Origin of the sequence: Stenotrophomonas sp. YIM B13575 (assembly GCF_042787595.1) — a bacterium.
Classification (GTDB): domain Bacteria; phylum Pseudomonadota; class Gammaproteobacteria; order Xanthomonadales; family Xanthomonadaceae; genus Stenotrophomonas; species Stenotrophomonas lactitubi_B.
Map to the genome: position 1 here is coordinate 42,878 of NZ_JBHZOP010000020.1, position 22,856 is coordinate 65,733.

The window sequence follows — 22,856 nt, forward strand, 5'->3', positions numbered from 1 at the left end:
CCACGGCTGCAATTATCGCCGCCGTCGCCCTTCCCGAAGATATACACGTCGCCTGCATCTGCAGGCACACCACCACACCGAGGAACCTCTCCGAATGACCGAATTTCTCCATGGCGTACAGGTCGTCAACATCGACACCGGTGCCCGCTCGATCGCCGTCGCCTCCACCAGCGTGATCGGCATCGTCGGCACCGCACCACTGGCTGACGCCGATGCATTCCCCATCAACACTCCCGTCCTGGTGACCTCGCCATCGCAGGCGGCCAAGCTGTCGGCCAAGACCGGCACCGAAGCCGGCACCCTGCCGGGCGCACTGGACGCGATCTTCGACCAGTCGTCGGCCGTCGTGGTCGTGATCCGTGTCGAGAGCGGCGCCTCCGACAGTGCCACCCTGGCCAACGTCCTGGGCGGCGTGAACGCACAGACCGGCGCTTACTCTGGCGTGCACGCACTGCTCGCCGCCAAGTCCATCGTCGGTGTGAAGCCGCGCATCCTGGTGGCACCGGGCTTCACCCACGTGCACCCGGCCGACCCGGCCAGTCCGGACACCGTGCTGGCCAACCCGGTCATCGCCGAGCTGCTCGGCATCGCCGACAAGCTGCGCGCGATCATCATCAAGGACGGCCCGAACAGCAACGACGACGCGGCCAAGACCACCACCGCACTGACCGGTTCCAAGCGTGTCTACGTGGTTGATCCGGCCGTGCTGGTGCAGCAGGGTGAAGCGATCGTCAGCCGCTATGCCTCCGGTGCCGTGGCCGGCGCCATCGCCCGCAGCGACAACGAACGCGGCTGGTGGGCGTCGCCGTCCAACCAGGAGCTGTACGGCATCGTCGGCACTGCGCGTGCGATCGATTTCGGCCTGTCCGATGCGACCAGCCGCGCCAACCTGCTGAACCAGGCCAACGTGGCGACCATCATCCGCGAAGGCGGTTTCCGCCTGTGGGGCAACCGCACCGCCAGCATCGATCCCAAGTGGCAGTTCCTGTGCGTGGTGCGCACCGCCGACATCATCGCCGACAGCCTGGAGGCTGCCCACCTGTGGGCCGTCGACCGCGGCATCAGCAAGACCTACGTCGATGACGTGCGCGAGGGCGTCAATGCCTTCCTGCGTGGCCTGAAGACGCAGGGCGCGATCCTCGGCGGCAACTGCTGGATCGACCCCGAACTGAACGCAGCGGACAGCGTGGCCCAGGGCCGCTTCTACTGGGACTTCGACTTCACCCCGACCTACCCGGGTGAACAGCTGACCTTCCGCATGCACATGAACAACAACTACGTCTCGGAGATCTTCTAAGCATGGCGCGCAAGATCCGCAAGAACTTCAACTTCTACGTCGACGGCAAGGGTTTTGCCGGCAGCGTGATGTCCTTCACCGCCCCCAAGCTGTCGCTGAAGACCGAGGACTTCCAGGCCGGCGGCATGCTTGCCCCGACGGAGATCGTGCTGGGCCACGACAAGCTCACCGCCGAGGTCACCTTCGCCTCCGATGACGCGGAGATCATGTCCAAGTTCCACGTCATCGAGAGCAAGGAGTACGGCTTCACCGCCCGCGAGGCGCTGGAAGCCGACGATGGCTCGGTCACTTCGGTCGTGCACAACATGCGCGGCAAGGTGAAGACCCTCGACCGCGGCGAGACCAAGGTCGGCGAAAAGGGCACGGTCAAGGTCTCCCTGGCACTGAGCTACTACAAGCTGACCCATGGCGTGCAGGTCGTGCAGGAGATCGACGTGACCAACATGATCGCCCGCCAGGGCGGCGTGGACGCACTGGCCGGCATCCGCGGCGCACTGGGTATCTGATTCCCGGCACCGCCTCGACGTACACGGGGGCGCACAGCGCCCCCGGATCCACCGCATCTCCATCGACATCCGGGAATACATCCATGTCCAGCAAGACCAAGACCAGCGCCGACACCGTCATCGAACGCGACGGCTACGCCGAAATCACCCTTTCCCGCCCGCGCCAGGTCAACGGCGTGGACACTGCCGTGCTGCGCATGCGCGAACCGACCGTAGAAGACATGGAGCGCTACCAGGACGACAAGGGCACCGACGCCCAGCGCGAAGTACGCATGATTGCCAACCTGTGCGAGATCGCACCGGATGACGTGCGCAAGATGCCGCTGCGCGACTACGCCCGCCTGCAGGCCGGCGTCGCGCTTTTTACCACCTGACCCTGCCGCAGATCAGGCAGGGAGCGCTCGCCCTGGCCGGCCATACCGGCTGGGGCCTGCGCGAGATCATGACGCTGCGGGTGTCGAAGTTCATCTGGTGGATACAGGGATTGCCGGTACATGGCGAGTAACGTTCAAACGACAACGATCACGATCGGCGGCTCGGTTTCCCGGTCGTTGCAGGACGCACTGTCCTTCAGCAACGATGGCCTGAAACGCCTCGGCGATGAAGCCGACAAGCTCGAGCGCAAGCTCAATTTCATGGGCAGATCGAGCAACCAGTTCGTCCGCATGCGTGCCGAGGCCGATGCGTTGCGCGCTTCGCAGGAAGCGCTGCAGCGGATCGAAGACAAGCGCACCGCGAATCTGGAGAAGCGCGAGAAGCTGGGTTCGGCGTTCGGCGATGCACGCGGCATGCTCGGCAGCGCCATCACCACGCTGGCCAAACCGGTGGAGAACGCCGCCGGCTTCGCGCGCGAGAACCAGGCCATCGGCAACGCCGCCAACCTGACCCGCGCGCAGGTCGCGGCGCTGGGCCAGACCATCCTTGCCGAATCCGGCCGCACCCACCAGGGCGCGGGCGAACTGCAGCGTGCGGTCAGCCAGCTGGTCGCTGCCGGTCTCGATGCACAGACCGCACAATCCAGCCTCGGCGCAATCGGCCGCACCACCACCGCTACCGGCCAGAGCATCGACGACGTCACGCTGGCGGCGTCGGGCCTGCAGCAGGCATTGAAGATCAATCCGGCCGGCCTGCAGTCGGCGCTGGATGTGCTGGTCGTAGCGGGCAAGGACGGCGGCCTGGGCCTGAAGGACATGGCCGCTGCACTCCCCGTGCTCGGCGGCGCATTCCAGTCGCTGCAGATGCACGGCAACGCGGCCGCGGCCACCATGGGCGCAGCCCTGGATGTCGCCCGGCAAGGGACCGGCGGTGCGGACGAAGCGGCCGGCAACATGCAGCGCTTCATGGCCAGCATCCTCTCGCCCGACCTGCAGGCCCGCGCCAAGAAGGGCTTCAAGCTGGATCTGCGCAGGATCATCAACGAAGCGCAGAGCAGCGGCGGCAATCCCTTCGACGCGGCGATGCAGGCAATCATCCAGGCCACCGCCGGCGACCAGACGAAGATCGGCAAACTGTTCGGCGATGCACAGGCGCAGAACTTCGTGCGCCCGATGATCCAGAACTGGGATGAGTACATCCGCATCCGCGACAAGGCGCTGAACTCATCTGCAGGCACCACCGACAGTAGCTTTGCGGCCAAGCTGCAGACCGACCCGGAGAAGATCGAAGGCGCGAAGATCGCCGTGGACAACCTGTCCAAGGCCTTCGGGACCGCGCTGCTGCCAGCCGTTGGCGAAGCAGCAATGAAGCTGACCGAACTGCTGAACGGTGTTGCATCGTTCGTGCAGGAAAACCCAAAGCTGATCGCCAATACCACCCAGGTTGTGGTCGGCCTGATGGGCATGCGCACCGCCGTGCTCGGCGTGCGCTACGCCTGGACATTCCTGCAGGGCCCGATCCTGGCGGTGCAGAAGGCGTTCGAGCTGTTCCGCGGCGGCAGCCTGCTTGCGCAGATGGGGCAGTTCGGCCCCACCGCCATGCGCCTGGCATCGGGCTTCCGCGTGGTCGCGACTGCCGTCGGCGCGATTGGTGGTGGTCCCATCGCCATCGCGGTCGCCGCCATCACCGCCGGTGCACTGCTGGTGCGCAAGTACTGGGAGCCGATCAAGGCTTTCCTCGGTGGCGTCTGGGATGGCCTCAGCGGCGCCGGAAGCGCCGCCATGGGCGAACTGATGCGCGCCGTCGAGCCGCTGCGCCCCGCCTGGGAGGTCATGGCCGGGCTGATCGGCCAGGCCTGGGACTGGCTGTCGAAGATGCTGGAACCGGCGCAGTACACCGGCAATGAACTGTCACGCGTCGCCGAGATCGGCTCGCTGGTTGGCGAAGCGTTGCTGACCAACTTCCGCATGGTCATCCAGGTCATCGGTGGCGTCGTGCAGACCGTGGTCTGGCTGGGTGAAATGCTCGGCATCGCCGCCGGCTGGATCACCGTCACGTTGGGCGGGGCCTGGGACGCGATCATGGCATCAGCAGGAGCGGCCATCGACTGGATCATGGGCAAGCTGCAGCCGTTGCTCGATGGCATCGGTTGGGTGTCGGAGAAGGTGGGCGGTGGTCTGGGCTTCCTCAAGGACAAGGCGGTCGAAGGCGCCGGCATCGCCATGGACCGGGCAAACATGGGCAAGGCGGTCTACGGCTCCATGGCAGCCAACGGCGGTGGTGGCATCGGTGACATGGCGCGCGTGGCATACGCGGTCGGCACCAATGACAACGACGGTCTCAAGCGCCGCATGACAGACCTGGGAGGCGCGCAGCAAGGTCGCCCGGCACCGCCGATGCCCTCCTCTGCCACCGCACGCGCACCCACCACCGTGCAACAGCAACAGACCAACAACATCACCATCCACCAGCAACCCGGTGAATCCAGCGAGGCGCTGGCACGGCGGACCGCCAACGCGCTGCAGCACCAGCAGGCCGTGCAGGCCCGGGCCACCCTGGGAGACAGGAACTAAGCATGAAGCGCGAGTTCGTAACCGGCGCAGTGGACAAGCTGCTGTCGCAATTCAAGAGCAACGATTCCGGAAACACACCAGTACTGCTGATGCTGGGTGGATTCAAGTTCAGCCTCAACACGGCTGTATTCCAGCAGATCCAGCAGTCCAACGATTTCCGCTGGCAGGCACAGGATCGCGTCGGGCAGATGGCTGCACTGCAGTACACCGGCCCGGGCTCGGCCACCATGACCCTGCCGGGCGTTGTCTACCCGCTGTTCCGTGGCGCCGGCAACGAGATGTCGCAACTGCGCAAGCTGGCCAGCCAGGGAAAACCGCAGCGTCTGCTGACGGGCAAGGGCGGCAACCTGGGTCTGTGGGTCATCGAGAAGATCGACGTCACCTCCAGCGAATTCACCGTCGACAGCCAGATCCAGAAGCAGGACTTCACACTCACTCTGCGGAAGCACAGCGATGGCACGAACGTATAACACCCGCGACGGCGACGTCGTCGACCGCATTGCCTACGCGCACTATGGCGAACAGTCACCGGCGATCCTGCGCGCGGTGTTCGATGCCAACCCCGGCCTGGCCGCGCGCGGCCCTGTGCTCACTGCAGGCGTGGCGATTGTCCTGCCGGACGTGCAGCGTCCCGCCAATGAACGCAAGGGAGTATCGCTGTGGGATTGAACATCGCACCCGCGTTCCGCGTGGTGGCCAACAGCCAGGACATCACCGACAAGATCATGTCGCGCTTCAAGTCGCTGCGCATCACCGACGAGACCGGCAACAGCGCCGACACGCTGGAACTGCAGCTGGCCGACCATGATCCGAACGATCCGATCCAGCTGCCGCCGGTGGGCGCGGAGCTGGAGGCCTTCATCGGCTACGACGGCGAAGTGCGGCGCATGGGCCTGTACATCTGCGATGAGGTGGAGATTTCCGGCTATCCCGGCAGCATGACCCTGCGCGCCCGCGCCGCGCCGTTCGAAACCAGCAAAGGCGGCAAGAACGATCTGCAGACGCAGAAAACGCGCAGCTGGAAGAAGGGAACTACGATCGGCGACATGGTCCAGCGGATGGCGGCCGAGCACGGACTGACCGCGGCGGTGAGTGCGTCGCTGGCATCCATCGTGCTGCCGCTGACCGTGCAGTCGCAGGAGTCGGACATGAACCTGCTGCTGCGCCTGGCCAAGCAGCACGATGCCATCGCCAAACCGGGCGGCGGCCGGCTGGTGCTGGTCAAGCGTGGTGAATCGACCACCGCCAGCGGCGAACGCATTCCGGACGTGACCCTCACCCCGGCCGATGGCAGCAGCTACCGCGTCACCATCGCCGCCCGCGAGGATGCCGGCACCACCATCGCCTACTACCGCGATGTGCGTGGCGCGCAGCGCCAGGAAGTGAAGGTGGGCAGCGGCGAGCCGATCGTGCGCCTGCGCATGGCCTATGCCGACCGCGAAACCGCCGAAGCCGCCGCGCGCGCCAAGCATCGCGAGCAGGCGCGGCAGACCCGCACGCTGAGCTACAGCCTTCCAGGGCGCGAGTCGCTGATGGCCGAAGCCACGGTGGTGATGCAGGGCTTCCGCGATGGCGTGGACGGCGAGTGGCTGGTCAAGCGCGCCGAGCACAGCATCGGCACCGACGGTTACCGCACCAGCATCGAGTGCGAACAGCCCAACAGCGCTGAATCAGTGAAGGCCGCCAGCAGCGCAGCGGTGAAGCAGACCCCGCAGGTGGGCAGCGAAGTGTAGATCCACGCCACGCATGGATTGGTCCCTTAGCCCCTGCCGGGCTCCCAGTAGATCCACGCCACGCGTGGATGCGCTTCGCGCATCAACTCACGTACTGCGCCACTCCATTACCGAACGACCAGTTCTCCCGCTTCACTTCCACCAGGTTGATGAACACATCCTCGCGGCGGATACCCACTGCCGCATGCAGGCCATCGGCAATGCCCAGGTACAACGCCTTTTTCTGCTCCAGCGTGCGCCCTTCGTTCCAGGTGATCTGGATGCAGATGAAGTCATCGCTGCGGGCGATGCCGAGGTAACCCGGGTCGTACACGAGCGTGCCGGCGTCGTGCTCCTGGAAGATCTGGAAGCGATCGTTCTCCGGCACGCCGACCGCGCGCATGGCCTGATAGATCGCCTCGCCGACGCGCTGGCGATACTCGACGGATTTACCTTTGCGAAGATCGATGCGGGCGAGCGGCATGGTGGCACTCCAGAGTGGATGGGCAGGGCGACGCGCTGAGACTACGCCTGCCCCGACCAGTAGCACAGCGCATGGATGGAACCCTCTGCCTCCATCCATGGCATGGTCCCGCCAGCACTGCGCGAGGTGACGCGATCGCCGTGGCGACGCTCCTGCGGAGTCGTCATATGCACGCCCGGCAGGGGCGGCGATTTGCGCCATCAGTGATGGTCTGCACAGCGGGCTGGTGCTCGACGGCACAGAACAGAGCACGCTTGGCCTGCTTAGGGGTAGTTGAGAACTTTCCTTACAGACCGACGTGATTGTTCGACTTGATGATCGCCACGCCGAGGCAGATTGCCTGGGCCGGGATTGGCGTCTCGAAAAAGCAAACCTGACGGATTGGTTGCGCAGCAGTGCGTAACCGCAAGAATGCACCGACTGCCCTCAATGGCGGGCGGTGCGTGGGGATCACTCGATCCGCCGGGTGATTTCTCACTCCGTTGTGTTTGCCCCGGCACGCCAACCCGCACCGTCCGCCACCTTCTTTTGGGAGGGTGGCCCTACGCCAGTGAGGGTTCCGCCATGACCAACAAAACCGTCCCCCATCCCCGTCTGCACGCGCTGATCGGCGACATCGCCACCGATGTTCCCGTAGACCTCGCACGCGAGATCGAGTGCGCGCTCAAGGAGCAGCAGCTCCCGCCCTCACAGCCGATGTTCTTCACCTTCCTTGATGCGATACGCAAGGGAGATGGCGAAGACGGCCAGCCCTGCACCACGCAGATCCTCACCCCGCACACCCTCGCCTCCCTCGGCCGTTCACTGTCCGCACTGAATGCCGTGCTCGATCTTCTGCACGCGGCAGAGCACACGCGCGTGGACGGAGGTGCCGACGAGCAGATTGGCGACTTCCATCGAAACGGGCTGCTGCTGGCCGCACGCCAGATCGCGCATGCCGCACACACAGGACTTGGCGATGCGATCACAGCCGGGGGAAAGGAGCCCGGTTGAATCACGGGCAACAAAAAAGCCCCCATTGCTGGAGGCTTCTTTCGTTCTGCAACATGGTGGGCGGTACAGGGATCGAACCTGTGACCCTTGCCGTGTGAAGGCAATGCTCTACCGCTGAGCTAACCGCCCGGTGTGTTGCTGAGCCGCTCATTATAGGGCGGTTTTTCAGGGCGTCAACACCTTTTCACATCGTGTTTCCCGGCCCATTTCCCCTAATCAGCCAGGCATGGCCTGGCTCTACCGGGAGGGGCAATCCGCCCACATCACATCGTATGCGTCGGCTTGTCCGAACCGGTCAGGCCGGCCAGGATCGTCTCGATCTTGTGCCGTACGGTCTCGCCTTCCTGCCCGTCTGCCAGCTGCACGCCGATGCCGGCCGCGCGGTTGCCCTGCGCGCCTGCGGGGGTCACCCAGATCACCTTGCCGGCCACCGGCAGGCGCTCGCTGGAATCGGGCAAGGTCAGCAGCAGGAACACCTCATCGCCCAGGAAATAACGCTTGGGCGTGGGCACGAAGATGCCGCCATTCTTCACGAACGGCATGTACGCGCTGTACAGCGCGGCCTTGTCCTTCACAGCCAGGGACAGGATGCCCTGGCGGGCGTTGCTGGCACTCATCGATTTCCCCTTGCGGCAGGCCGCTCGTTCACCTTGTTCCAGGCCAGCAGCAACTCGACCACCGCAAGGTCTGCGCGCACAGTGGTGCGCAGCAGGTCGCGGGTGCGGTTGGCCGCATCGAACCAGGCTGCAAGCTTGTGCAATCGCTCCGGCGTGGTCAAGGCATCGGTGCTGGCCTGGGCCAGCGCCAGGTCGGCGGCGAAGCGCAGGCGCAGTGCCGCGTTGTCATCGGCACACCATTTCTGCGCCAGTTCCACCGCACCGGTCTTGCCGGCGGCCAGCTGTTCCAGCTCGCGGCCGACGTCGCGACGCAGGCTCAGGCCATCTTCGCGCAGCCAGTTGTCAGCCTGCCCGGGATGGCCACGTGCTGCATCCAGCGCCTCGCGCGCGGCGGCCTCGCTGTGCCCCTGCTGCTGCAGCCAGGCCAGCGCTTCCTCGCGTGGCGGCAGCTTGAATTCCAGGCGCTGGCAGCGGCTGCGTACGGTCTGCGGCAGGCGCGCCGGGTCACTGCTGATCAACCACAGGTAGCGCCCGGGTTGCGGTTCTTCCAGGGTCTTCAGCAGCGCATTGGCGGCCGAACGGTTGATGGCATCGGCCGGGTCGACGATCACCACCTGCGCCACGCCGTACTGCGGGGTCAGCGCCAGCTTGTTGGTGATCTCGCGCACCTGCTCGATGACGATCTCGGTGCGCAGCTTGTCGCCGCTCTTGTTCGGAATGAAGCTGATCAGCTGCAGGTCGGGATGGGTGCCGGCGGCAATCAGCTGCCGCGTGCGGGTGGCGTGCGCGGCATCACCACGTGCCAGCACATGGTCGGCCAGCGCGAGCGCCACTTCACGCTTGCCCAGCCCAGCCGGGCCACAGATCAGCAGGCCGTGGCCCAGCCGATCCGCATCCAGCGCGGCCACGGTCTGGTCGAACGCGCGCTGCTGCCAGGGCGAAAACGTACTCATGCGCCCTGCCCTTGCTGCAGCCAGCGCTCGACACGCGCGACCACGTCAGCCGCCACGCGTTCCTGCACCTGGCCGGCATCGACCAGCGCGAAGCGCTGCGGGTCCTGTTGTGCGCGGCTGCGGAACACCTCGCGCACGCGCTGGAAGAAATCGTCCTGCTCGCTTTCGATGCGGTCCGGCCACAGATCGCGGCCATTGGCACGCGCGCGGCCAACGGCCACGTCCACGTCCAGCAGCAGGGTCAAACCGGGCAGCAGGCCGACGGCGCGGCGCTCCAGGTCGGCAATCCACTGCGGGTCCAGGCCGCGGCCACCGCCCTGGTAGGCGTAACTGGAATCGGTGAAGCGATCGCTGAGCACATAGGCGCCGCGCTGCAGCGCCGGCTGGATCACCTGGCGCACATGCTGCGCACGTGCGGCGAACACCAGCAGCAGTTCGGCCTCGGCACTGAGCGGTTCGGCAGCGATCTCGGCATCGGGCTTCAGCACCAGGCCGCGGATACGCTCGGCCAGCGGTGTGCCACCAGGCTCGCGGGTCAGCACGACCTCATGGCCGTGGCGGCGCAGGCACTCGCGGATGGCGTTGATGGCCGTGGTCTTGCCCGCGCCTTCGCCGCCTTCCAGGCTGACGAAACGGGGATGGCGAAGCAGCGCGGAACTCATTGCGCCGGGGTCTCCTGGGTGCGTTGCTGGCGCAGCTGCTGCAGGTAGCGGGCTACGGCGGCGTTGTGTTTGTCCAGGCTGGGCGAGAACACGTGTGCGCCGCTGCCATCGCCCACGGCGACGAAGTACAGCGCATCGCCCGGTGCCGGTTGCGCAGCAGCCATCAGCGCATCGCGGCTGGGCATGGCGATCGGGGTCGGGGTCAGGCCAGACCGGGTGTAGGTGTTGTAGGGCGTATCGGTGGTGAGGTCACGGCGGCGGATGTTGCCGTCGTACGCCGCGCCGATGCCGTAGATCACGGTCGGGTCGGTCTGCAGGCGCATGCCGATCTTCAGGCGGCGCATGAACACGCCGGCAATCTGCGGTCGCTCGCTGGCCAGCGCGGTTTCCTTTTCGATGATCGACGCCATCGTCAGCAGCTCGTAGGGCGTATTGATCGGCAGATCCGGCGCGCGGCTTTCCCAGGCTTCGTCCAGCGCCTTCTCCATCGCGCCGTGGGCACGCTTGAGCACGTCCAGGTCACTGTCGCCGCGCTGGTAGACGTAGGTCTCCGGCAGGAAGCGGCCTTCCGGATGCTGGCCGGCGAAACCGAGGCGGTCCATCAGCGCGGCGTCATCGAGGGTATCGGTGGTGTGCAGCAACGGATCGGCGCGCTTGAGCGCGGCGCGCAGCTGGCGGATGTTCCAGCCTTCGATGATGGTGACGCGGTGCTGCAGCACCTTGCCGGCGCGCATGCGCAGCAACAGTTCGCGCGGGGTCAGGTCCGTGCTCAGCGCGTACTCGCCTACCTTCAGCTTGCCGGCGGCGTCCAGCTGGCGCGCCAGCAGCTGCCACTGGGTGTCCTGGCCCTCGTCCACGCCGGCCTCGCGCAGCTTGCGCAGCACGCTGTTCATGCCATCGCCGCTGGCGATGACCACGCTGTCCGCACTGGGGGTCAACGGCACGTCGGCAAACTGGCTCTGCTTGTAGAAGAACCACGCGCCCGCGCCGGCCACGATGGCGACCAGCACCAGCAGCAGCGTTACCACCCACAGACACCCGCGCTTGGCTCCCGCCATGGACTACCTCTGAACTCGATTCCGTCGTGCAGGATACCGTGCCGCTGGTGTGGGGTCATGACCGGGGTGGCGTCTCCGTGCCGACCAACGGTCGGCACCCACCATCACCAGTAGATCCACGCCATGCGTGGATGAACGGCCATGGCCGCGGCCGGCGCTACCCCTGCTGGCCAAGCGCCCGCAGCAGCCCGCGCGCCTTGGCCCGGGTTTCGTCCAGCTCCTTGTCCGGGTCCGAGTCGACCACGATGCCGGCACCGGTACGGAAGCTGACCTCGTTGCCATCCACTTCGGCGGTACGGATCAGGATGTTCAGGTCTAGGTCGCCATCGCGGTTCAGCCAGCCGAACGCACCGGTGTACGCGCCGCGCGGCACCTGCTCCAGCTCGCTGATGATCTGCATGCAGCGCACCTTTGGACAGCCGGTGATGGTGCCCCCAGGGAAGGTGGCAGCGATCACTTCGCCCGGGGTCACGTCCGCGCGCAGATGGCCGCTGACGTTGCTGACGATGTGGTGCACGTGCGCGTAGCTTTCCACGGTCATCAGCTCGTCCACGACGACCGTGCCGGGCAGGCAGATGCGGCCCAGGTCGTTGCGCTCCAGGTCGATCAGCATCACGTGCTCGGCGCGCTCCTTGGGATGGCCGACCAGCTCCTGGATGCGTGCGGCATCGTCGTCGCCCTCGAAGCGCGGGCGGGTGCCGGCGATCGGGCGGGTCTGCGCGTGGCCGCCGTGCACCGAGACCAGCCGTTCCGGCGACGAGCTGACCACATGCCGGCCATGCGCACTGAACAGGCCGGCAAACGGCGCCGGATTGGCGCGTCGCAGCTGCGCGTACAGCGCCTGCGGACTGACCGCCGTGGCGAACTGCGCGCTCCAGCGCCGCGACAGGTTCACCTGGAACACATCGCCGGCGCGCAGGTACTCGATCACCCGGCGCACGCCATCGGTGAAGCGCTGCGGCTCGTCTTCGCTGACCGATTGCGGCGGTTGCCAGCCCTGCCCGGCCTGCGGCAGTTCGCCGGCCACCAAGGCGACCAGCGTGTCCAGCAGCGCCTGCTCGCCCGCTTCGGCAATGAGGAAGCTGGTGTCGGTCTGGTGGTCATGCAGCACGGCGGCCGGGCAGCGCAGGGCGAGCGCGGTCGGGTGACCGTCATCGCGCGCGCGCGCCGGCAGCACCGGTTCGACCTGGCTGGCCACTTCGTAGTCCAGCATCAGCGCCCAGCCACCCCGGAACGGCAGCGCGTGGCCGCCGTCGTGCGGCAGCCGCTGCGCCTGCCATGCGCGGTCCAGCGCTTGCAGGAAACTGCCGGGCTGCACCGCACCGTGCTGGTCGCGCACCTGGCCATCGGCGTCCAGCTGCAGGGTGTCACCCTGCGCGGCCAGCAGCAGGCTCCAGCGGCCCTGGGCGGTACCCGAGGCGGTGGACTCCATCAGCAGCGGGAAACGCGCCGGGTCGCGCTGCTGCAGGGCCAGCAGGTCGATCGGGTGTGGCAGCGGATGGATCAGCGGGGCGTGGGTCATGGCGGCCAGTTCGGGAGACGGATACACGGAAGCCGCCTTGCGGCGGCCTCGTGGTTGGCGGAGTCGAGCCTGGCTCGACGCTGCCGGTGCGATCAGACGCGCTTGAAGATCAGCGTGCCGTTGGTGCCGCCGAAGCCGAAGCCATTGGACATCACCACGTCGACCTTGGCCTGGCGTGCTTCGTTGGGCACGTAGTCCAGATCGCAGCCTTCGCCCGGCTGCTGCAGGTTGATGGTCGGCGGAATCACGTTGTCGCGCATTGCCAGCACCGAGAAGATCGCTTCCACGCCGCCGGCAGCGCCGAGCAGGTGGCCGGTCATCGACTTGGTGGAGCTGACCATCATCTTGTAGGCGTGGTCGCCGAAGGCGGTCTTCATCGCCATGGTCTCGCCGAGGTCGCCCAGCGGGGTCGAGGTGCCATGTGCGTTGAGGTAGCCGACCTGCTCCGGGGTGACACCCGCATCCTTCATGGCCATGGCCATGCAGCGCGCAGCGCCTTCGCCGTTCTCGCTCGGCGCGGTCATGTGGTACGCGTCGGAGCTGGCGCCGAAACCGGCCAGCTCGCAGTAGATCTTCGCGCCACGGGCCTTGGCGTGCTCGTACTCTTCCAGGATCAGGATGCCGGCGCCGTCGCCCAGCACGAAGCCGTCACGGTCCTTGTCCCACGGGCGCGAGGCCTGTTCCGGGGCGTCGTTGCGGGTGCTCATCGCCTTCATCGCGCAGAAGCCGCCCAGCGCCGTCGGCGAGGAACCGCGTTCGGCACCGCCGGCCACCATCACGTCCGCATCGCCGTACTGGATCATGCGCATGGCGGTGCCGATGGAATGGTTGGAGGTGGCGCACGCCGAGACCGCCGAGAACGACGGGCCCTTCAGGCCGCTGATGATGCTCAGCTGGCCCGGCAGCATGTTGATGATGGTCTTGGGCACGTAGAAGGGAGAGATCTTCTTCCCCTCGTGGAACTCGATGGTCTGCTCTTCGATGCCGAGCAGGCCGCCGATGCCGGCGCCAACGATGGCGCCAATGCGGTCGGCGTTGGCGTCGGTGATCTCCAGGCCCGAATCATGCAGGGCCATGAAGGCGGCACCGAGGCCGTAATGGATGAACGGGTCCATCTTCTTGGCATCCTTGCCGCTGACCCGGTACTTGCCGAACAGTTCGTTGTCGGCGGTGATGTCAAAGCCTTTGACCTCACCTGCGATCTTGGTGGTAAACCGTTCCAGGTAGGCATCAGAAACGTTGGTCAGCGGACCGATGCCCGAACGACCGTGGGTGATGCCTTCCCAGCTGCTGGCCAGATCATTGCCCAACGGCGAGACCATACCCAGGCCGGTTACGACGACGCGACGCTTCATTGCTGATTCTCCTGACCCGAACGTTCTTTGCGGGTAACGCGGTTTACTTCGGTGTGGTACGCAAACACACGGGGCCGCAAACAGCGGCCCCATGGGGTGTCGTGCGCGGCGAGCTCGACGCCCGCGCGCGCACTGACGTCCTGCATCAGGCCTTGACGTGGGCCGTGATGTAGGTGATCGCAGCCTGCACGGTGCTGATCTTCTCGGCTTCTTCGTCCGGGATCTCGCACTCGAATTCTTCTTCCAGCGCCATCACCAGCTCGACGGTGTCCAGCGAGTCAGCGCCCAGGTCATCGACGAACGATGCGCTGTTGGTGACTTCTTCTTCCTTGACGCCAAGCTGTTCGATGACGATTTTCTTGACGCGTTCTTCGATGGTGCTCATGGGATATCGCTCCAGATGGAGTAGTGGTTCAAAAGTGGTCGCCATCAAAGGCGATGGCCGTGGGATAGTGTAGTGGAAACCGGCGTGACCTTGCATTGCAGCAAAAATCCTCGCAGATCAACCACTTGCGGCGCGATCCCTGCGCCCCTTGCTTACGGCATGTACATGCCGCCGTTCACATGGAGAGTTTCGCCGGTGATGTAGCCGGCAGCCGGGCTGGCCAGGAAGGCCACCGCGTGGGCGATGTCCTCCGGAGAACCCAGGCGTTCGAGGGCGATGTCGCCGATCAGCGCGGTACGCGCCTCTTCCGGCAGTGCCTTGGTCATGTCGGTGTCGATGAAGCCCGGCGCGACCACATTGACGGTGACGCCGCGCGAGCCGATTTCCTTGGCCAGCGACTTGGAGAAACCGATGATGCCGGCCTTGGCGGCGGCGTAGTTGGCCTGGCCGGCGTTGCCGGTCACGCCCACCACCGAGGCGATGTTGATGATGCGGCCCTTGCGCGCCTTCATCATGCCGCGCATGACCGCCTTGCTGGTGCGGAACACGCTGGTCAGGTTGGTGTCGATGATCGACGCCCAATCGTCTTCCTTCATGCGCATCAGCAGGTTGTCGCGGGTGATGCCGGCGTTGTTGACCAGGATCGAGATCGGGCCGAATTCCTTGGCGATGCCGTCAAGCACGGCGTCGAGCGCGGCAGCGTCGGTGACGTTCAGCGCACGGCCGTGACCGCCGTGGGCGGCCAGGCGCTCGCCGATCGCGGCGGCGCCGGAATCGGTGGTGGCGGTGCCGATGACGGTGGCGCCCTGGGCGGCCAGCAGATCGGCGATGGCGGCACCAATGCCACGGCTGGCACCGGTAACCAGTGCGATTTCACCCTGCAGGGGCTTGCTCATGATGTTTTCCTCAGGCTGGGGCGGCCGCCGCACCCGTGCCGCTTGCAGCGGCCACCGGCGCGGTCGGCAGGAACAGGGGCAATCAGGCCGACCACGTCTCGCGGGCGGTTTCGAAGTCGCCCGGGGTGGCCAGGGAACGGCCGTCGATGGCCTTGTCGATGCGCTTGACCAGGCCGGTCAGCACCTTGCCCGGACCGCACTCGGCGATCTGGGTGACGCCACGGGCGGCCAGGGCCTGCACGCAGCCGGTCCACTGCACGGGCTGGTACAGCTGCTGCACCAGCGCGGCGCGGATCGCGTCCACGCCGTCGTGCACCTTGGCGTCGACGTTCTGCACCACCGGCAGCTGCGGCAGCTGCCAGGACAGGCCGGCCATCACTTCGGCCAGGCGGTTGGCGGCTTCGCGCATCAGCGGGGTGTGCGAGGGCACGCTGACGGCCAGCTTGACCGCCTTGCGCACGCCCTTCTCGGCCAGCAGCGCCAGCGCACGGTCGACCGCGGCAGCGTCGCCGCCGATCACGATCTGGCCCGGCGAGTTGAAGTTGGCCGGAACCACCACCTGGCTGCCGGCGGCTTCCGCGCAGACGTCCAGCACCAGCTGGTCTTCGGCGCCGAGCACGGCGGCCATGGCGCCGACACCGGCCGGAGCGGCGTCCTGCATCAGCTGGCCGCGCAGGCGCACCAGGTGCGCACCGTCGTGCAGGCTGAGGGCGCCAGCGGCGACCAGGGCGGTGTACTCGCCCAGGCTGTGGCCAGCCAGAACCGACGGACGCGGACCGCCTACGGCGTTCCAGGCGCGCCACGCGCCGATGCTGGCGGCCAGCAGGGCCGGCTGGGTGTATTCGGTACGGTTGAGCATTTCCTCCGGGCCACCCTGGGACAACGCCCACAGGTCGACGCCGGCACCATCGGATGCCTCGGTGAAGGCCTCACGCACCTGCGGGTGCAGTTCGGCCAGCTCGGCCAGCATGCCCACAGACTGCGAGCCCTGACCGGGGAAGACAAAAGCGAGGGTGGATAGGGTCACGCGGTCATCCGCTTGTTGCAATCGAAGCGGGCCATGATAAGGGGGAACATGCCGTGTCGTCTGTACGTGCGCGTATGCACGGCGTATGGATCATGGGCGGGGTTGGCTCCCTTTTCCTGCGGAAAAGGGCTCCGACCCCTGTCCGCAATCAGCAGAGCAGCTGCAGGATGTCCAGCTCGCCGTCGGCAAACCAGTCCATGCACAGGCCGACCACCATCAGCAGGCCCAGCGTGGTGGCGCCGTGGGTGATGAAAATGGAGTGGGCCAGCGCACGCGCCGAGCGCCCCAGCTTCATGCACACCCGCGCCAGGCGCTGCAGGCGGCCACTGACGGCGTGTACGTGCGCACGCACCGGTGCCTGCACCCCGTTCATCGCCTCGGCCATCATCGCCTGCAGGCTTTCGGGGCGGTCGGCGTAGTACTTGGCCACGCCGTAACCGAACATCAGCCAGTCACGCGCCTGTGCCTCGGCCAGGTCCATGACTTCCAGCGGATCTTCTTCGAAGTCGATGAAACCGACGTTCTTGCCATCCCAGGTGAGGTTGCGCGGCAGCGGCTGGCCAAAATAGGCGCCACGCGCGTGCGCTTCGGCAATGGCCTGCATCGCTGCAGCCACGAGGCGATCGCGGCCGGCATCGTCGGCCTCGCGCAGGCAGGTGTTGAACGAGCTGCCGTTGTCGCCGATCACCAGCGCGGCATGGCCACTGCCGATCACCGCGGGAACATTCACCCCCTGCGCCTGCAGTTCGGCCAGCCGGCGGGCTTCGGTTTCGCGCGCGGCGTCGCCACCGCGGTGCGGCGGCGGGCGCAGGGCATCGAGATGGAACCGGCGGGCAACAAAATTGAGCAGGCCCAGGGCCACTGCTCGGCTTCCTTCGCCGTACTGCTTCAGCCAGGCGCGTTGCCCTTCGATGACGATGGGCTCAACCATGACAGTCTCCTTTAACGCATTACGGCCCCAGAGGGGCCGTAACGACGGTTTCACGTTGTCGTAACTCGCACTATCAATAGCGCAGCAGTGCCGAACCCCACGTGAAGCCACCACCGAATGCTTCCAGCAACAGCAGCTGGCCGCGCTCGACCCTGCCGGAACGCACAGCCGCATCCAGCGCCAGCGGCACCGAGGCGGACGAGGTATTGCCGTGCTTGTCGACAGTGACCACGACCTGGTCCATCGACATGTCCAGCCGCTTGGCGGTGGCCTCGATGATGCGCAGGTTGGCCTGGTGCGGGATCAGCCAGTCCAGGTCGGACTTGGTCAGACCGTTGGCGTCCAGGGTTTCGTCCACGACCGAGTCCAGCGCCTTGACGGCGTACTTGAACACGTCGTTGCCCTTCATGTTGATGGTGCCGCCACCGTTGTTGCCTTCACCGAAACCGACCGAGACGCCGACCGGGTTCCACAGCAGCTCTTTCTTGCTGCCATCCGAATGCAGGTGGGTGCTGAGGATGCCGGTTTCTTCGTCGGCCTTGAGCACGACGGCGCCCGCGCCATCACCGAACAGCACGCAGGTGGTGCGGTCTCCCCAGTCGACGATGCGGGTCAGGGTTTCCGCGCCGATCACCAGCACATGGCGGGCATCACCGGAACGGATGAATTTGTCAGCCACGCTGAGCGCGAACACGAAGCCCGAGCAGGCCGCGTTGACGTCGAAAGCGGGGCAGCCGCTCACACCGAGCTTGGCCTGGATCAGGCACGCGGTGGAGGGGAAGATCAGATCAGGAGTGGTCGTGCCGACCACGATCATGTCGAGCTGCGACGCGTCGATACCGGCCGCTTCGATCGCACGCAGCGCGGCCTGGTAGCCGAGATCGCTGGTGGTTTCGCCTTCGGCAGCGATGTGCCGTTCACGGATACCGGTGCGCGTCTGGATCCACTCGTCCGAGGTCTCGACCATTTTTTCCAGGTCGGCGTTGGTCAGGACTTTTTCCGGCAAATAGCTACCGGTGCCCGCGATCCTCGAGTAGATCCGCTTGCTCATCATGTTTCCTGTTGCACGAGCCGCCGTTCACCGGCGTGCCCGGGAAAGAAGGCGAAGGCCGCTGCCCAGCGGGCAGCGACCTTCCGGCACATCAGTCTTCCTGGACAGCGGAAGACTTGGTCTGGATGACCTTCTTGCCGCGGTAGAAACCGTCAGCAGTGATGTGGTGACGCAGATGCACTTCGCCGGTGGTCGGGTCGGTCGACAGCTGCTTGGCGCTCAGGGCGTCATGCGAACGACGCTGGCCACGACGGGACGGGGTAACACGGGATTTCTGGACAGCCATGGGATTGCTCCAAACTCGGTTCGTTTTGCTTCGTCGTTTCGTCGCACAGGACGCCAGCGTCCAGCACACTTTTCACTTTCGCCGCAGCCGCCGACGACAACCGGCTGCTATTGTTTCTTCAATGCCGCCAACGCCGCAAACGGGTTGGCCTTTTCAATTTCTTCTTCGGTCGGTGCCCAGTCCTTGTCGACTGCCTCACCATCCGGCGACAGGGGTACCACCGGTACCGCCAGCACCAGTTCGTCCTCGACCAGGTCCAACGGACGCAGCTGGCCATCTTCCGGCACGAGCAACGCCTCGTATTCCTCCGGCAAGGACGATTCCTCGTCTTCGTCGCGGATCAGGCCAAGCCTCTGGGTCATCTTCACCGGCAGCAGGAAGCGCTGCATGCTGCGCTGACAGGTCAGCGGCAACGCGGTATCGATGCTGAGTTCCACATAGGATACCCGCAAGATCTCGTCGCGACCGAATTCGAGCGAGTAATTACACTCGCCTTCGGTATCTGCGACAAGCCCCTGCAGGCGAGTCAATTCAGCCAGGGAGACCTGACCGTCGAAGCGCCTTCGCGCCACGACCATCCGCCAGGCATCCAGCGTTTCGGGTACGTTCGCGGACATAAGCCGCCGAATATTAAGGATCGGCAGGTCGCGTGTCAAATGACTGCCATGGAAGGCTTGCTGTGGCTGGCTGTGCCGGGCCAGACTGCCGCGCCCCGCTCCCGGAATTCCCGCATGCCTGCCCTGGTCCTGGCCTCCACCTCCCGCTACCGCCGCGACCTGCTGGAACGGCTGGGGTTGCCCTTCGACTGCGCACGCCCGCAGGTGGATGAGACCCCGCACGCCAACGAGGCCCCGCTGGCGCTGGCGGCACGCCTAGCCAGCGCCAAGGCGGCCGAGGTGGCCGTCCGCCATCCCGGCAGCTGGGTGATCGGCTCGGACCAGGTGGCGGACCTGAACGGTCAGCCGCTGGGCAAGCCGGGCACGGTCGAGGCGGCGTGCGCGCAGCTGGCGGCAATGTCCGGGCAGACGGTGCGCTTCCACACGGCCATCAGTCTCACCCGCGACGGAGAATCCTTCACGGCAATGGACTTGACCCAGGTGCGCTTCCGCGCGCTGCAGGCGCCGGAGATCGCCCGCTACGTGGCCATCGAGCAGCCGCTGGACTGCGCCGGCAGCTTCAAGTGCGAAGGCCTGGGCATCAGCCTGTTCGAGGCCATCGACAACCGCGACCCGACGGCGCTGATCGGGCTGCCGTTGATCGCATTGTGCGGATTGCTGCGCCAGGCCGGATTCCCGGTGCCGTAACCCGGCCCGCTACACGAGGCACGATGCCTCAGCGTTTTTCCACCACGAACGGCTGCTCCTGCCACGGCTCCACACTGCCGTCGCGACCATGCAGGCGCAGGCCCAGCCAGTGCTTTCCCGGCGCCAGCGTCGTGGTATCGAGCGTTGCATCGAAGCCGACAGCCGGATGTTGCGGATCGGTGCTGTGCGGCCAGGCATGGCGGATATCGAACACCCGCCCGTAGGTGGCATCGCCGATCGAGCGACCATCCACCAGCACTTCCACCCGCGACAGGCCGACACCTTCCTTGAACGCCCAGCCCTTGATCGCCAGCGTGCCGCTCACCACGTCGCCATTGGAAGGGGCGTCCAGCCAGGCCAGTGCGGGTGCCACGCATGGACCCTGCGCGCGCTGCACCGGCAGGCGGAACAACAGGAAACGCTGGAATCCGTGGTCGTTGCTGACCACGCGCGGTGGCGGCAGCGGCCCGACCTGTTCGCAGATCGCGTGATAGCGGGTGAGCAGATCGCGGAAACGCTGATCACTGGGCGACAGCACCAGCAGCATCGGCACGTCGCGCTCGCCCTCATGCACCAGGTTCCATTGCGCCAGCTGCGCGGTACGGCCGTGTTTGTCATTGAGCGGATGCGGCAGCACGTCGATGTCACCGCGGCCCAGCTGGAAGCCCAGTTCGGCGCCCACCTTGAAGTTGCCGGCCAGCACGCGGCTGCCTTCAGGCATCTGCTGCAGTTCTTCGCGGACCGCAGCCGCCAGCGGCTGCCAGCCGGCGAAGTTGCGCGGGTAGTACTTGTCGCCGGCCAACTGCTCGCGCAGCGATGACGAGGACGCCATCAGGTAATAGCCGAAGGCCAGCACCATGCCCAGCCCGGCCAGCCACCAGCCGGTACGCCGCAACCAGCGCGGCCAGCCGTTGAGGATCACCGGCACCGCCACCAGCAGGGCCAGGTAGCCCGGCAGCGGCCAATGGAAGCTGATGCGCTCGACGTCGGTGAAGAAGCCCAGTGCGAAGATGCCCAGCGTCGACACACCACCGACCAGGCCGAAATAGCGCCACTGCACGCGCGCACCGCCGCCACTGCGGGTACCGGCCAGCGCCACCTTCCACATCGCGATGCACAGGATGGGCGTGACCAGCATCGGCTGGATCACCAGGAACCACAGGCCGCGCCACTCGAACGCCCACGGATGACGCTCGACCACCTGGAACTTCAGACCGGCATCGTGATTGTCGGCATTCCAGGCCAGCAGCGGCAGCCATGCCAGTACGCCAACAGCCAGGGCCACCCAGACGCGCGGATCGGTCAGCATGCGCCGGCCCTGCGGCAGCGCCAGCAGGGCAATGAAGCCGACGCCGATCACACCGATGAAGCGATAGTGGCTGAGCGCGCCGATCAGCAGACCCAACGCCAGTTTCACCGCGGAAGACGCGTCGACGTTGCGCAGCAGGCGTGCGCCTGCGTCCAGGCACAGCACGGCTGCCAGCGCCATCGGCACATCAGGTACGGCCAGCAGGCCCAGCGTTGCCGACAACGGCATCAGCAGCGTCAAGCTGCCGGCCTGCCACCCCGCAACATTGCCGAACCAGCGCGCCGCAATGCGCGATACCAGCAGCGGCAGCACTGCGCCAATGGCCAGGAACGGCAGGCGCAGCGCAAGCACATGCTGGCCGCCAAGCTCCACACCCAACCGGGTCAACCAGGCCGTCAGCCCCGGCAGATCCGAATAGGCTGCAGCCAGATGCTGGCCTTCCTGCCAGTAGAACGCCTCATCGACGAACAACGGCAGGCGTGCGGCCACGACCAGCTTGGCCGCTGTGACGAGCGTCCATAACCAGAGAAAAATCGTACGTGCGCGCTGTTCGCCCTGCATTGCTCTATGGATAGAATCGACCGGTTACCGAACTTGAGACGACCATGACAGCTTCGTCCCCCATGCCCAGCATGCTAACCGATCAACTGCGTCAGTCCCTGCGCAATGCGCAGGACCAGGTCAATGCACTGGTGCTAGGCAAGGTGCAGGAGGTTCGACTGGCGTTTGTGGCCCTGCTGTCTGGCGGTCACCTGCTGATCGAAGACCTGCCCGGCCTCGGCAAGACCACGCTGGCCCATGCCCTGGCCAGCAGCCTGGGGCTGAGCTTCCAGCGCGTGCAGTTCACCTCCGACCTGCTGCCGGCCGACGTACTCGGCGTATCGGTGTATGACGCCGGCAGCCGCCAGTTCCAGTTCCATCCCGGGCCGGTCTTCACCCACGTGCTGCTGGCCGACGAGATCAACCGGGCGCCGCCGCGCACGCAGAGCGCGCTGCTGGAAGCGATGGCCGAGCAGCAGGTCACCCTCGACGGTCAAACTCATGTCCTGCCTGATCCGTTCTTCGTGATCGCCACGCAGAACCCGGTGGATCTGTCGGGCACGTTCCCACTGCCCGATTCGCAGCTGGATCGTTTCCTGCTGCGGCTGGCGATGGGCTATCCCAGCGCACAGGCGGAACGTGAGCTGCTGCGCGGCAGTGATCGCCGCGACCTGATCGCCCGCGCGCTGCCGCAGCTGGATGACACCCAGGTACGTGCACTGCGTGAGGCGGTCGGCCAGGTGCATGTCAGCGACGCGCTGGTGGACTACGTGCAGGCCCTGCTGACCCGCAGCCGCCAGCATGCCGGCGTACGCGTGGGATTGTCGCCGCGCGCCGGCCTGGCTCTGCTGCGCGCGGCCAAGGCACATGCGCTGCTGCTCGGCCGTGGCCACGTGGTACCCGAAGACGTGCAGACGCTGTTCGTAGCGGTGGCTGGCCATCGCCTGGTGGGTGAAGCCGAGTCGAGCTCGGGGCCGACGCTGGCACGCGCGATCCTGCAGACCGTCGCGGTCGATTGAA

The 22,856-nt window shown here is 66.2% G+C and carries 25 protein-coding genes and 1 tRNA gene; 10 read left to right on the plus strand and 16 right to left on the minus strand.

Translation table 11 applies throughout. The features are described from left to right. Positions 1–94 precede the first annotated feature (94 nt). From ACFX4F_RS04740 to ACFX4F_RS04770, 7 genes are all read left to right on the plus strand, one after another. Positions 95–1,297 carry a phage tail sheath C-terminal domain-containing protein gene (locus ACFX4F_RS04740; RefSeq protein ID WP_099819213.1) on the plus strand — a complete coding sequence of 401 codons (1,203 nt, stop codon included), beginning with the start codon at positions 95–97 and terminating at the stop codon, positions 1,295–1,297. 2 nt (positions 1,298–1,299) lie between these two features. Next, the gene (locus tag ACFX4F_RS04745; protein WP_093817501.1) at positions 1,300–1,803 is read left to right on the plus strand and encodes a phage major tail tube protein; all 504 of its coding nucleotides are present in this window, start codon (positions 1,300–1,302) and stop codon (positions 1,801–1,803) included. Positions 1,804–1,886: 83 nt separating this feature from the next. After that, complete coding sequence (locus ACFX4F_RS04750) at positions 1,887–2,177, plus strand: phage tail assembly protein (RefSeq protein WP_089239186.1); 291 nt, start codon at positions 1,887–1,889, stop codon at positions 2,175–2,177. A 120-nt stretch (positions 2,178–2,297) separates the two neighbouring features. Then, a complete protein-coding gene (locus ACFX4F_RS04755; RefSeq protein WP_380652788.1) occupies positions 2,298–4,751 on the plus strand; it encodes a phage tail tape measure protein in 2,454 nt (817 codons plus the stop codon). Positions 4,752–4,753: 2 nt separating this feature from the next. After that, positions 4,754–5,221: a phage tail protein gene (locus ACFX4F_RS04760; protein WP_380652791.1), complete on the plus strand. Its 468-nt coding sequence runs from the start codon at positions 4,754–4,756 to the stop codon at positions 5,219–5,221. Beyond that, positions 5,205–5,420: a tail protein X gene (locus ACFX4F_RS04765; protein WP_089239180.1), complete on the plus strand. Its 216-nt coding sequence runs from the start codon at positions 5,205–5,207 to the stop codon at positions 5,418–5,420. Before ACFX4F_RS04760 ends, ACFX4F_RS04765 begins: the two co-directional genes overlap by 17 nt. Beyond that, positions 5,411–6,484, plus strand: a complete 1,074-nt coding sequence (locus ACFX4F_RS04770; RefSeq protein ID WP_380652794.1) for a phage late control D family protein — start codon at positions 5,411–5,413, stop codon at positions 6,482–6,484. The genes ACFX4F_RS04765 and ACFX4F_RS04770 overlap by 10 nt, the downstream gene beginning before the upstream one ends. 82 nt (positions 6,485–6,566) lie before the next feature. On the opposite strand, the gene ACFX4F_RS04775 is transcribed toward ACFX4F_RS04770, so the two are convergent. After that, positions 6,567–6,947 carry a tautomerase family protein gene (locus tag ACFX4F_RS04775; protein WP_380652797.1) on the minus strand — a complete coding sequence of 127 codons (381 nt, stop codon included), beginning with the start codon at positions 6,945–6,947 and terminating at the stop codon, positions 6,567–6,569. Between the two features lie 564 nt (positions 6,948–7,511). On the opposite strand from ACFX4F_RS04775, the gene ACFX4F_RS04780 reads away from it, so the two are divergent. After that, the gene (locus tag ACFX4F_RS04780) at positions 7,512–7,940 is read left to right on the plus strand and encodes a hypothetical protein (RefSeq protein ID WP_380652800.1); all 429 of its coding nucleotides are present in this window, start codon (positions 7,512–7,514) and stop codon (positions 7,938–7,940) included. Between the two features lie 54 nt (positions 7,941–7,994). Here the strand turns inward: ACFX4F_RS04780 and ACFX4F_RS04785 are convergent. From ACFX4F_RS04785 to ACFX4F_RS04850, 14 genes are all read right to left on the minus strand, one after another. After that, a tRNA-Val gene (locus tag ACFX4F_RS04785) sits at positions 7,995–8,069 on the minus strand. Positions 8,070–8,203: 134 nt separating this feature from the next. Then, positions 8,204–8,557: a PilZ domain-containing protein gene (locus tag ACFX4F_RS04790; RefSeq protein WP_099819207.1), complete on the minus strand. Its 354-nt coding sequence runs from the start codon at positions 8,555–8,557 to the stop codon at positions 8,204–8,206. Next, a complete protein-coding gene (locus ACFX4F_RS04795; RefSeq protein WP_099819206.1) occupies positions 8,554–9,510 on the minus strand; it encodes a DNA polymerase III subunit delta' in 957 nt (318 codons plus the stop codon). Before ACFX4F_RS04795 ends, ACFX4F_RS04790 begins: the two co-directional genes overlap by 4 nt. Next, positions 9,507–10,172, minus strand: coding sequence for a dTMP kinase (gene tmk, locus ACFX4F_RS04800; RefSeq protein WP_099819205.1), 666 nt, complete (start codon positions 10,170–10,172; stop codon positions 9,507–9,509). Before tmk ends, ACFX4F_RS04795 begins: the two co-directional genes overlap by 4 nt. After that, on the minus strand, positions 10,169–11,230 hold the full coding sequence (mltG, locus tag ACFX4F_RS04805) for an endolytic transglycosylase MltG (protein WP_380652805.1): 1,062 nt from the start codon (positions 11,228–11,230) through the stop codon (positions 10,169–10,171). The genes tmk and mltG overlap by 4 nt, the downstream gene beginning before the upstream one ends. Positions 11,231–11,387: 157 nt before the next feature. Beyond that, positions 11,388–12,752 carry an aminodeoxychorismate synthase component I gene (locus ACFX4F_RS04810; RefSeq protein WP_099819203.1) on the minus strand — a complete coding sequence of 455 codons (1,365 nt, stop codon included), beginning with the start codon at positions 12,750–12,752 and terminating at the stop codon, positions 11,388–11,390. A 92-nt stretch (positions 12,753–12,844) separates the two neighbouring features. Next, complete coding sequence (gene fabF, locus ACFX4F_RS04815) at positions 12,845–14,107, minus strand: beta-ketoacyl-ACP synthase II (RefSeq protein ID WP_099819202.1); 1,263 nt, start codon at positions 14,105–14,107, stop codon at positions 12,845–12,847. 145 nt (positions 14,108–14,252) lie between these two features. Further along, complete coding sequence (acpP, locus tag ACFX4F_RS04820) at positions 14,253–14,492, minus strand: acyl carrier protein (RefSeq protein ID WP_025874077.1); 240 nt, start codon at positions 14,490–14,492, stop codon at positions 14,253–14,255. A 152-nt stretch (positions 14,493–14,644) separates the two neighbouring features. Continuing rightward, positions 14,645–15,388, minus strand: a complete 744-nt coding sequence (fabG, locus tag ACFX4F_RS04825; protein WP_025874078.1) for a 3-oxoacyl-ACP reductase FabG — start codon at positions 15,386–15,388, stop codon at positions 14,645–14,647. A gap of 82 nt (positions 15,389–15,470) precedes the next feature. After that, a complete protein-coding gene (fabD, locus tag ACFX4F_RS04830) occupies positions 15,471–16,415 on the minus strand; it encodes an ACP S-malonyltransferase (protein WP_099819201.1) in 945 nt (314 codons plus the stop codon). Between the two features lie 148 nt (positions 16,416–16,563). Then, positions 16,564–17,346 carry a serine/threonine protein phosphatase gene (locus ACFX4F_RS04835; protein ID WP_380652812.1) on the minus strand — a complete coding sequence of 261 codons (783 nt, stop codon included), beginning with the start codon at positions 17,344–17,346 and terminating at the stop codon, positions 16,564–16,566. A gap of 73 nt (positions 17,347–17,419) precedes the next feature. Next, entirely contained in the window at positions 17,420–18,397 is a 978-nt protein-coding gene (locus ACFX4F_RS04840) for a beta-ketoacyl-ACP synthase III (RefSeq protein WP_380652815.1), read from the minus strand. 91 nt (positions 18,398–18,488) lie between these two features. After that, positions 18,489–18,683: a 50S ribosomal protein L32 gene (gene rpmF / locus ACFX4F_RS04845; RefSeq protein ID WP_025879386.1), complete on the minus strand. Its 195-nt coding sequence runs from the start codon at positions 18,681–18,683 to the stop codon at positions 18,489–18,491. A gap of 107 nt (positions 18,684–18,790) precedes the next feature. Further along, positions 18,791–19,300 carry a YceD family protein gene (locus tag ACFX4F_RS04850; RefSeq protein WP_099819199.1) on the minus strand — a complete coding sequence of 170 codons (510 nt, stop codon included), beginning with the start codon at positions 19,298–19,300 and terminating at the stop codon, positions 18,791–18,793. A gap of 114 nt (positions 19,301–19,414) precedes the next feature. Between ACFX4F_RS04850 and ACFX4F_RS04855 the strand changes: the two genes are divergently transcribed. Beyond that, positions 19,415–19,987: a Maf family protein gene (locus tag ACFX4F_RS04855; protein ID WP_380652818.1), complete on the plus strand. Its 573-nt coding sequence runs from the start codon at positions 19,415–19,417 to the stop codon at positions 19,985–19,987. A gap of 28 nt (positions 19,988–20,015) precedes the next feature. On the opposite strand, the gene ACFX4F_RS04860 is transcribed toward ACFX4F_RS04855, so the two are convergent. After that, positions 20,016–21,857 carry a glycosyltransferase family 39 protein gene (locus tag ACFX4F_RS04860; protein WP_099819198.1) on the minus strand — a complete coding sequence of 614 codons (1,842 nt, stop codon included), beginning with the start codon at positions 21,855–21,857 and terminating at the stop codon, positions 20,016–20,018. Positions 21,858–21,901: 44 nt separating this feature from the next. Between ACFX4F_RS04860 and ACFX4F_RS04865 the strand changes: the two genes are divergently transcribed. Further along, positions 21,902–22,855 (plus strand): MoxR family ATPase, encoded by a 954-nt coding sequence (locus tag ACFX4F_RS04865; protein WP_099819197.1) that lies wholly within the window; start codon positions 21,902–21,904, stop codon positions 22,853–22,855. The last annotated feature ends 1 nt before the right edge of the window (position 22,856 follow it).

Coding starts and splice junctions, on each gene's coding strand:
- ACFX4F_RS04740 (WP_099819213.1), top strand. CDS start 95: ATGACCGAATTTCTCCATGGCGTACAGGTCGTCAACATCGACACCGGT.
- ACFX4F_RS04745 (WP_093817501.1), top strand. CDS start 1,300: ATGGCGCGCAAGATCCGCAAGAACTTCAACTTCTACGTCGACGGCAAG.
- ACFX4F_RS04750 (WP_089239186.1), top strand. CDS start 1,887: ATGTCCAGCAAGACCAAGACCAGCGCCGACACCGTCATCGAACGCGAC.
- ACFX4F_RS04755 (WP_380652788.1), top strand. CDS start 2,298: ATGGCGAGTAACGTTCAAACGACAACGATCACGATCGGCGGCTCGGTT.
- ACFX4F_RS04760 (WP_380652791.1), top strand. CDS start 4,754: ATGAAGCGCGAGTTCGTAACCGGCGCAGTGGACAAGCTGCTGTCGCAA.
- ACFX4F_RS04765 (WP_089239180.1), top strand. CDS start 5,205: ATGGCACGAACGTATAACACCCGCGACGGCGACGTCGTCGACCGCATT.
- ACFX4F_RS04775 (WP_380652797.1), bottom strand. CDS start 6,947: ATGCCGCTCGCCCGCATCGATCTTCGCAAAGGTAAATCCGTCGAGTAT.
- ACFX4F_RS04780 (WP_380652800.1), top strand. CDS start 7,512: ATGACCAACAAAACCGTCCCCCATCCCCGTCTGCACGCGCTGATCGGC.
- ACFX4F_RS04790 (WP_099819207.1), bottom strand. CDS start 8,557: ATGAGTGCCAGCAACGCCCGCCAGGGCATCCTGTCCCTGGCTGTGAAG.
- ACFX4F_RS04795 (WP_099819206.1), bottom strand. CDS start 9,510: ATGAGTACGTTTTCGCCCTGGCAGCAGCGCGCGTTCGACCAGACCGTG.
- tmk (WP_099819205.1), bottom strand. CDS start 10,172: ATGAGTTCCGCGCTGCTTCGCCATCCCCGTTTCGTCAGCCTGGAAGGC.
- mltG (WP_380652805.1), bottom strand. CDS start 11,230: ATGGCGGGAGCCAAGCGCGGGTGTCTGTGGGTGGTAACGCTGCTGCTG.
- ACFX4F_RS04810 (WP_099819203.1), bottom strand. CDS start 12,752: ATGACCCACGCCCCGCTGATCCATCCGCTGCCACACCCGATCGACCTG.
- fabF (WP_099819202.1), bottom strand. CDS start 14,107: ATGAAGCGTCGCGTCGTCGTAACCGGCCTGGGTATGGTCTCGCCGTTG.
- acpP (WP_025874077.1), bottom strand. CDS start 14,492: ATGAGCACCATCGAAGAACGCGTCAAGAAAATCGTCATCGAACAGCTT.
- fabG (WP_025874078.1), bottom strand. CDS start 15,388: ATGAGCAAGCCCCTGCAGGGTGAAATCGCACTGGTTACCGGTGCCAGC.
- ACFX4F_RS04835 (WP_380652812.1), bottom strand. CDS start 17,346: ATGGTTGAGCCCATCGTCATCGAAGGGCAACGCGCCTGGCTGAAGCAG.
- ACFX4F_RS04840 (WP_380652815.1), bottom strand. CDS start 18,397: ATGAGCAAGCGGATCTACTCGAGGATCGCGGGCACCGGTAGCTATTTG.
- rpmF (WP_025879386.1), bottom strand. CDS start 18,683: ATGGCTGTCCAGAAATCCCGTGTTACCCCGTCCCGTCGTGGCCAGCGT.
- ACFX4F_RS04850 (WP_099819199.1), bottom strand. CDS start 19,300: ATGTCCGCGAACGTACCCGAAACGCTGGATGCCTGGCGGATGGTCGTG.
- ACFX4F_RS04855 (WP_380652818.1), top strand. CDS start 19,415: ATGCCTGCCCTGGTCCTGGCCTCCACCTCCCGCTACCGCCGCGACCTG.
- ACFX4F_RS04860 (WP_099819198.1), bottom strand. CDS start 21,857: ATGCAGGGCGAACAGCGCGCACGTACGATTTTTCTCTGGTTATGGACG.
- ACFX4F_RS04865 (WP_099819197.1), top strand. CDS start 21,902: ATGACAGCTTCGTCCCCCATGCCCAGCATGCTAACCGATCAACTGCGT.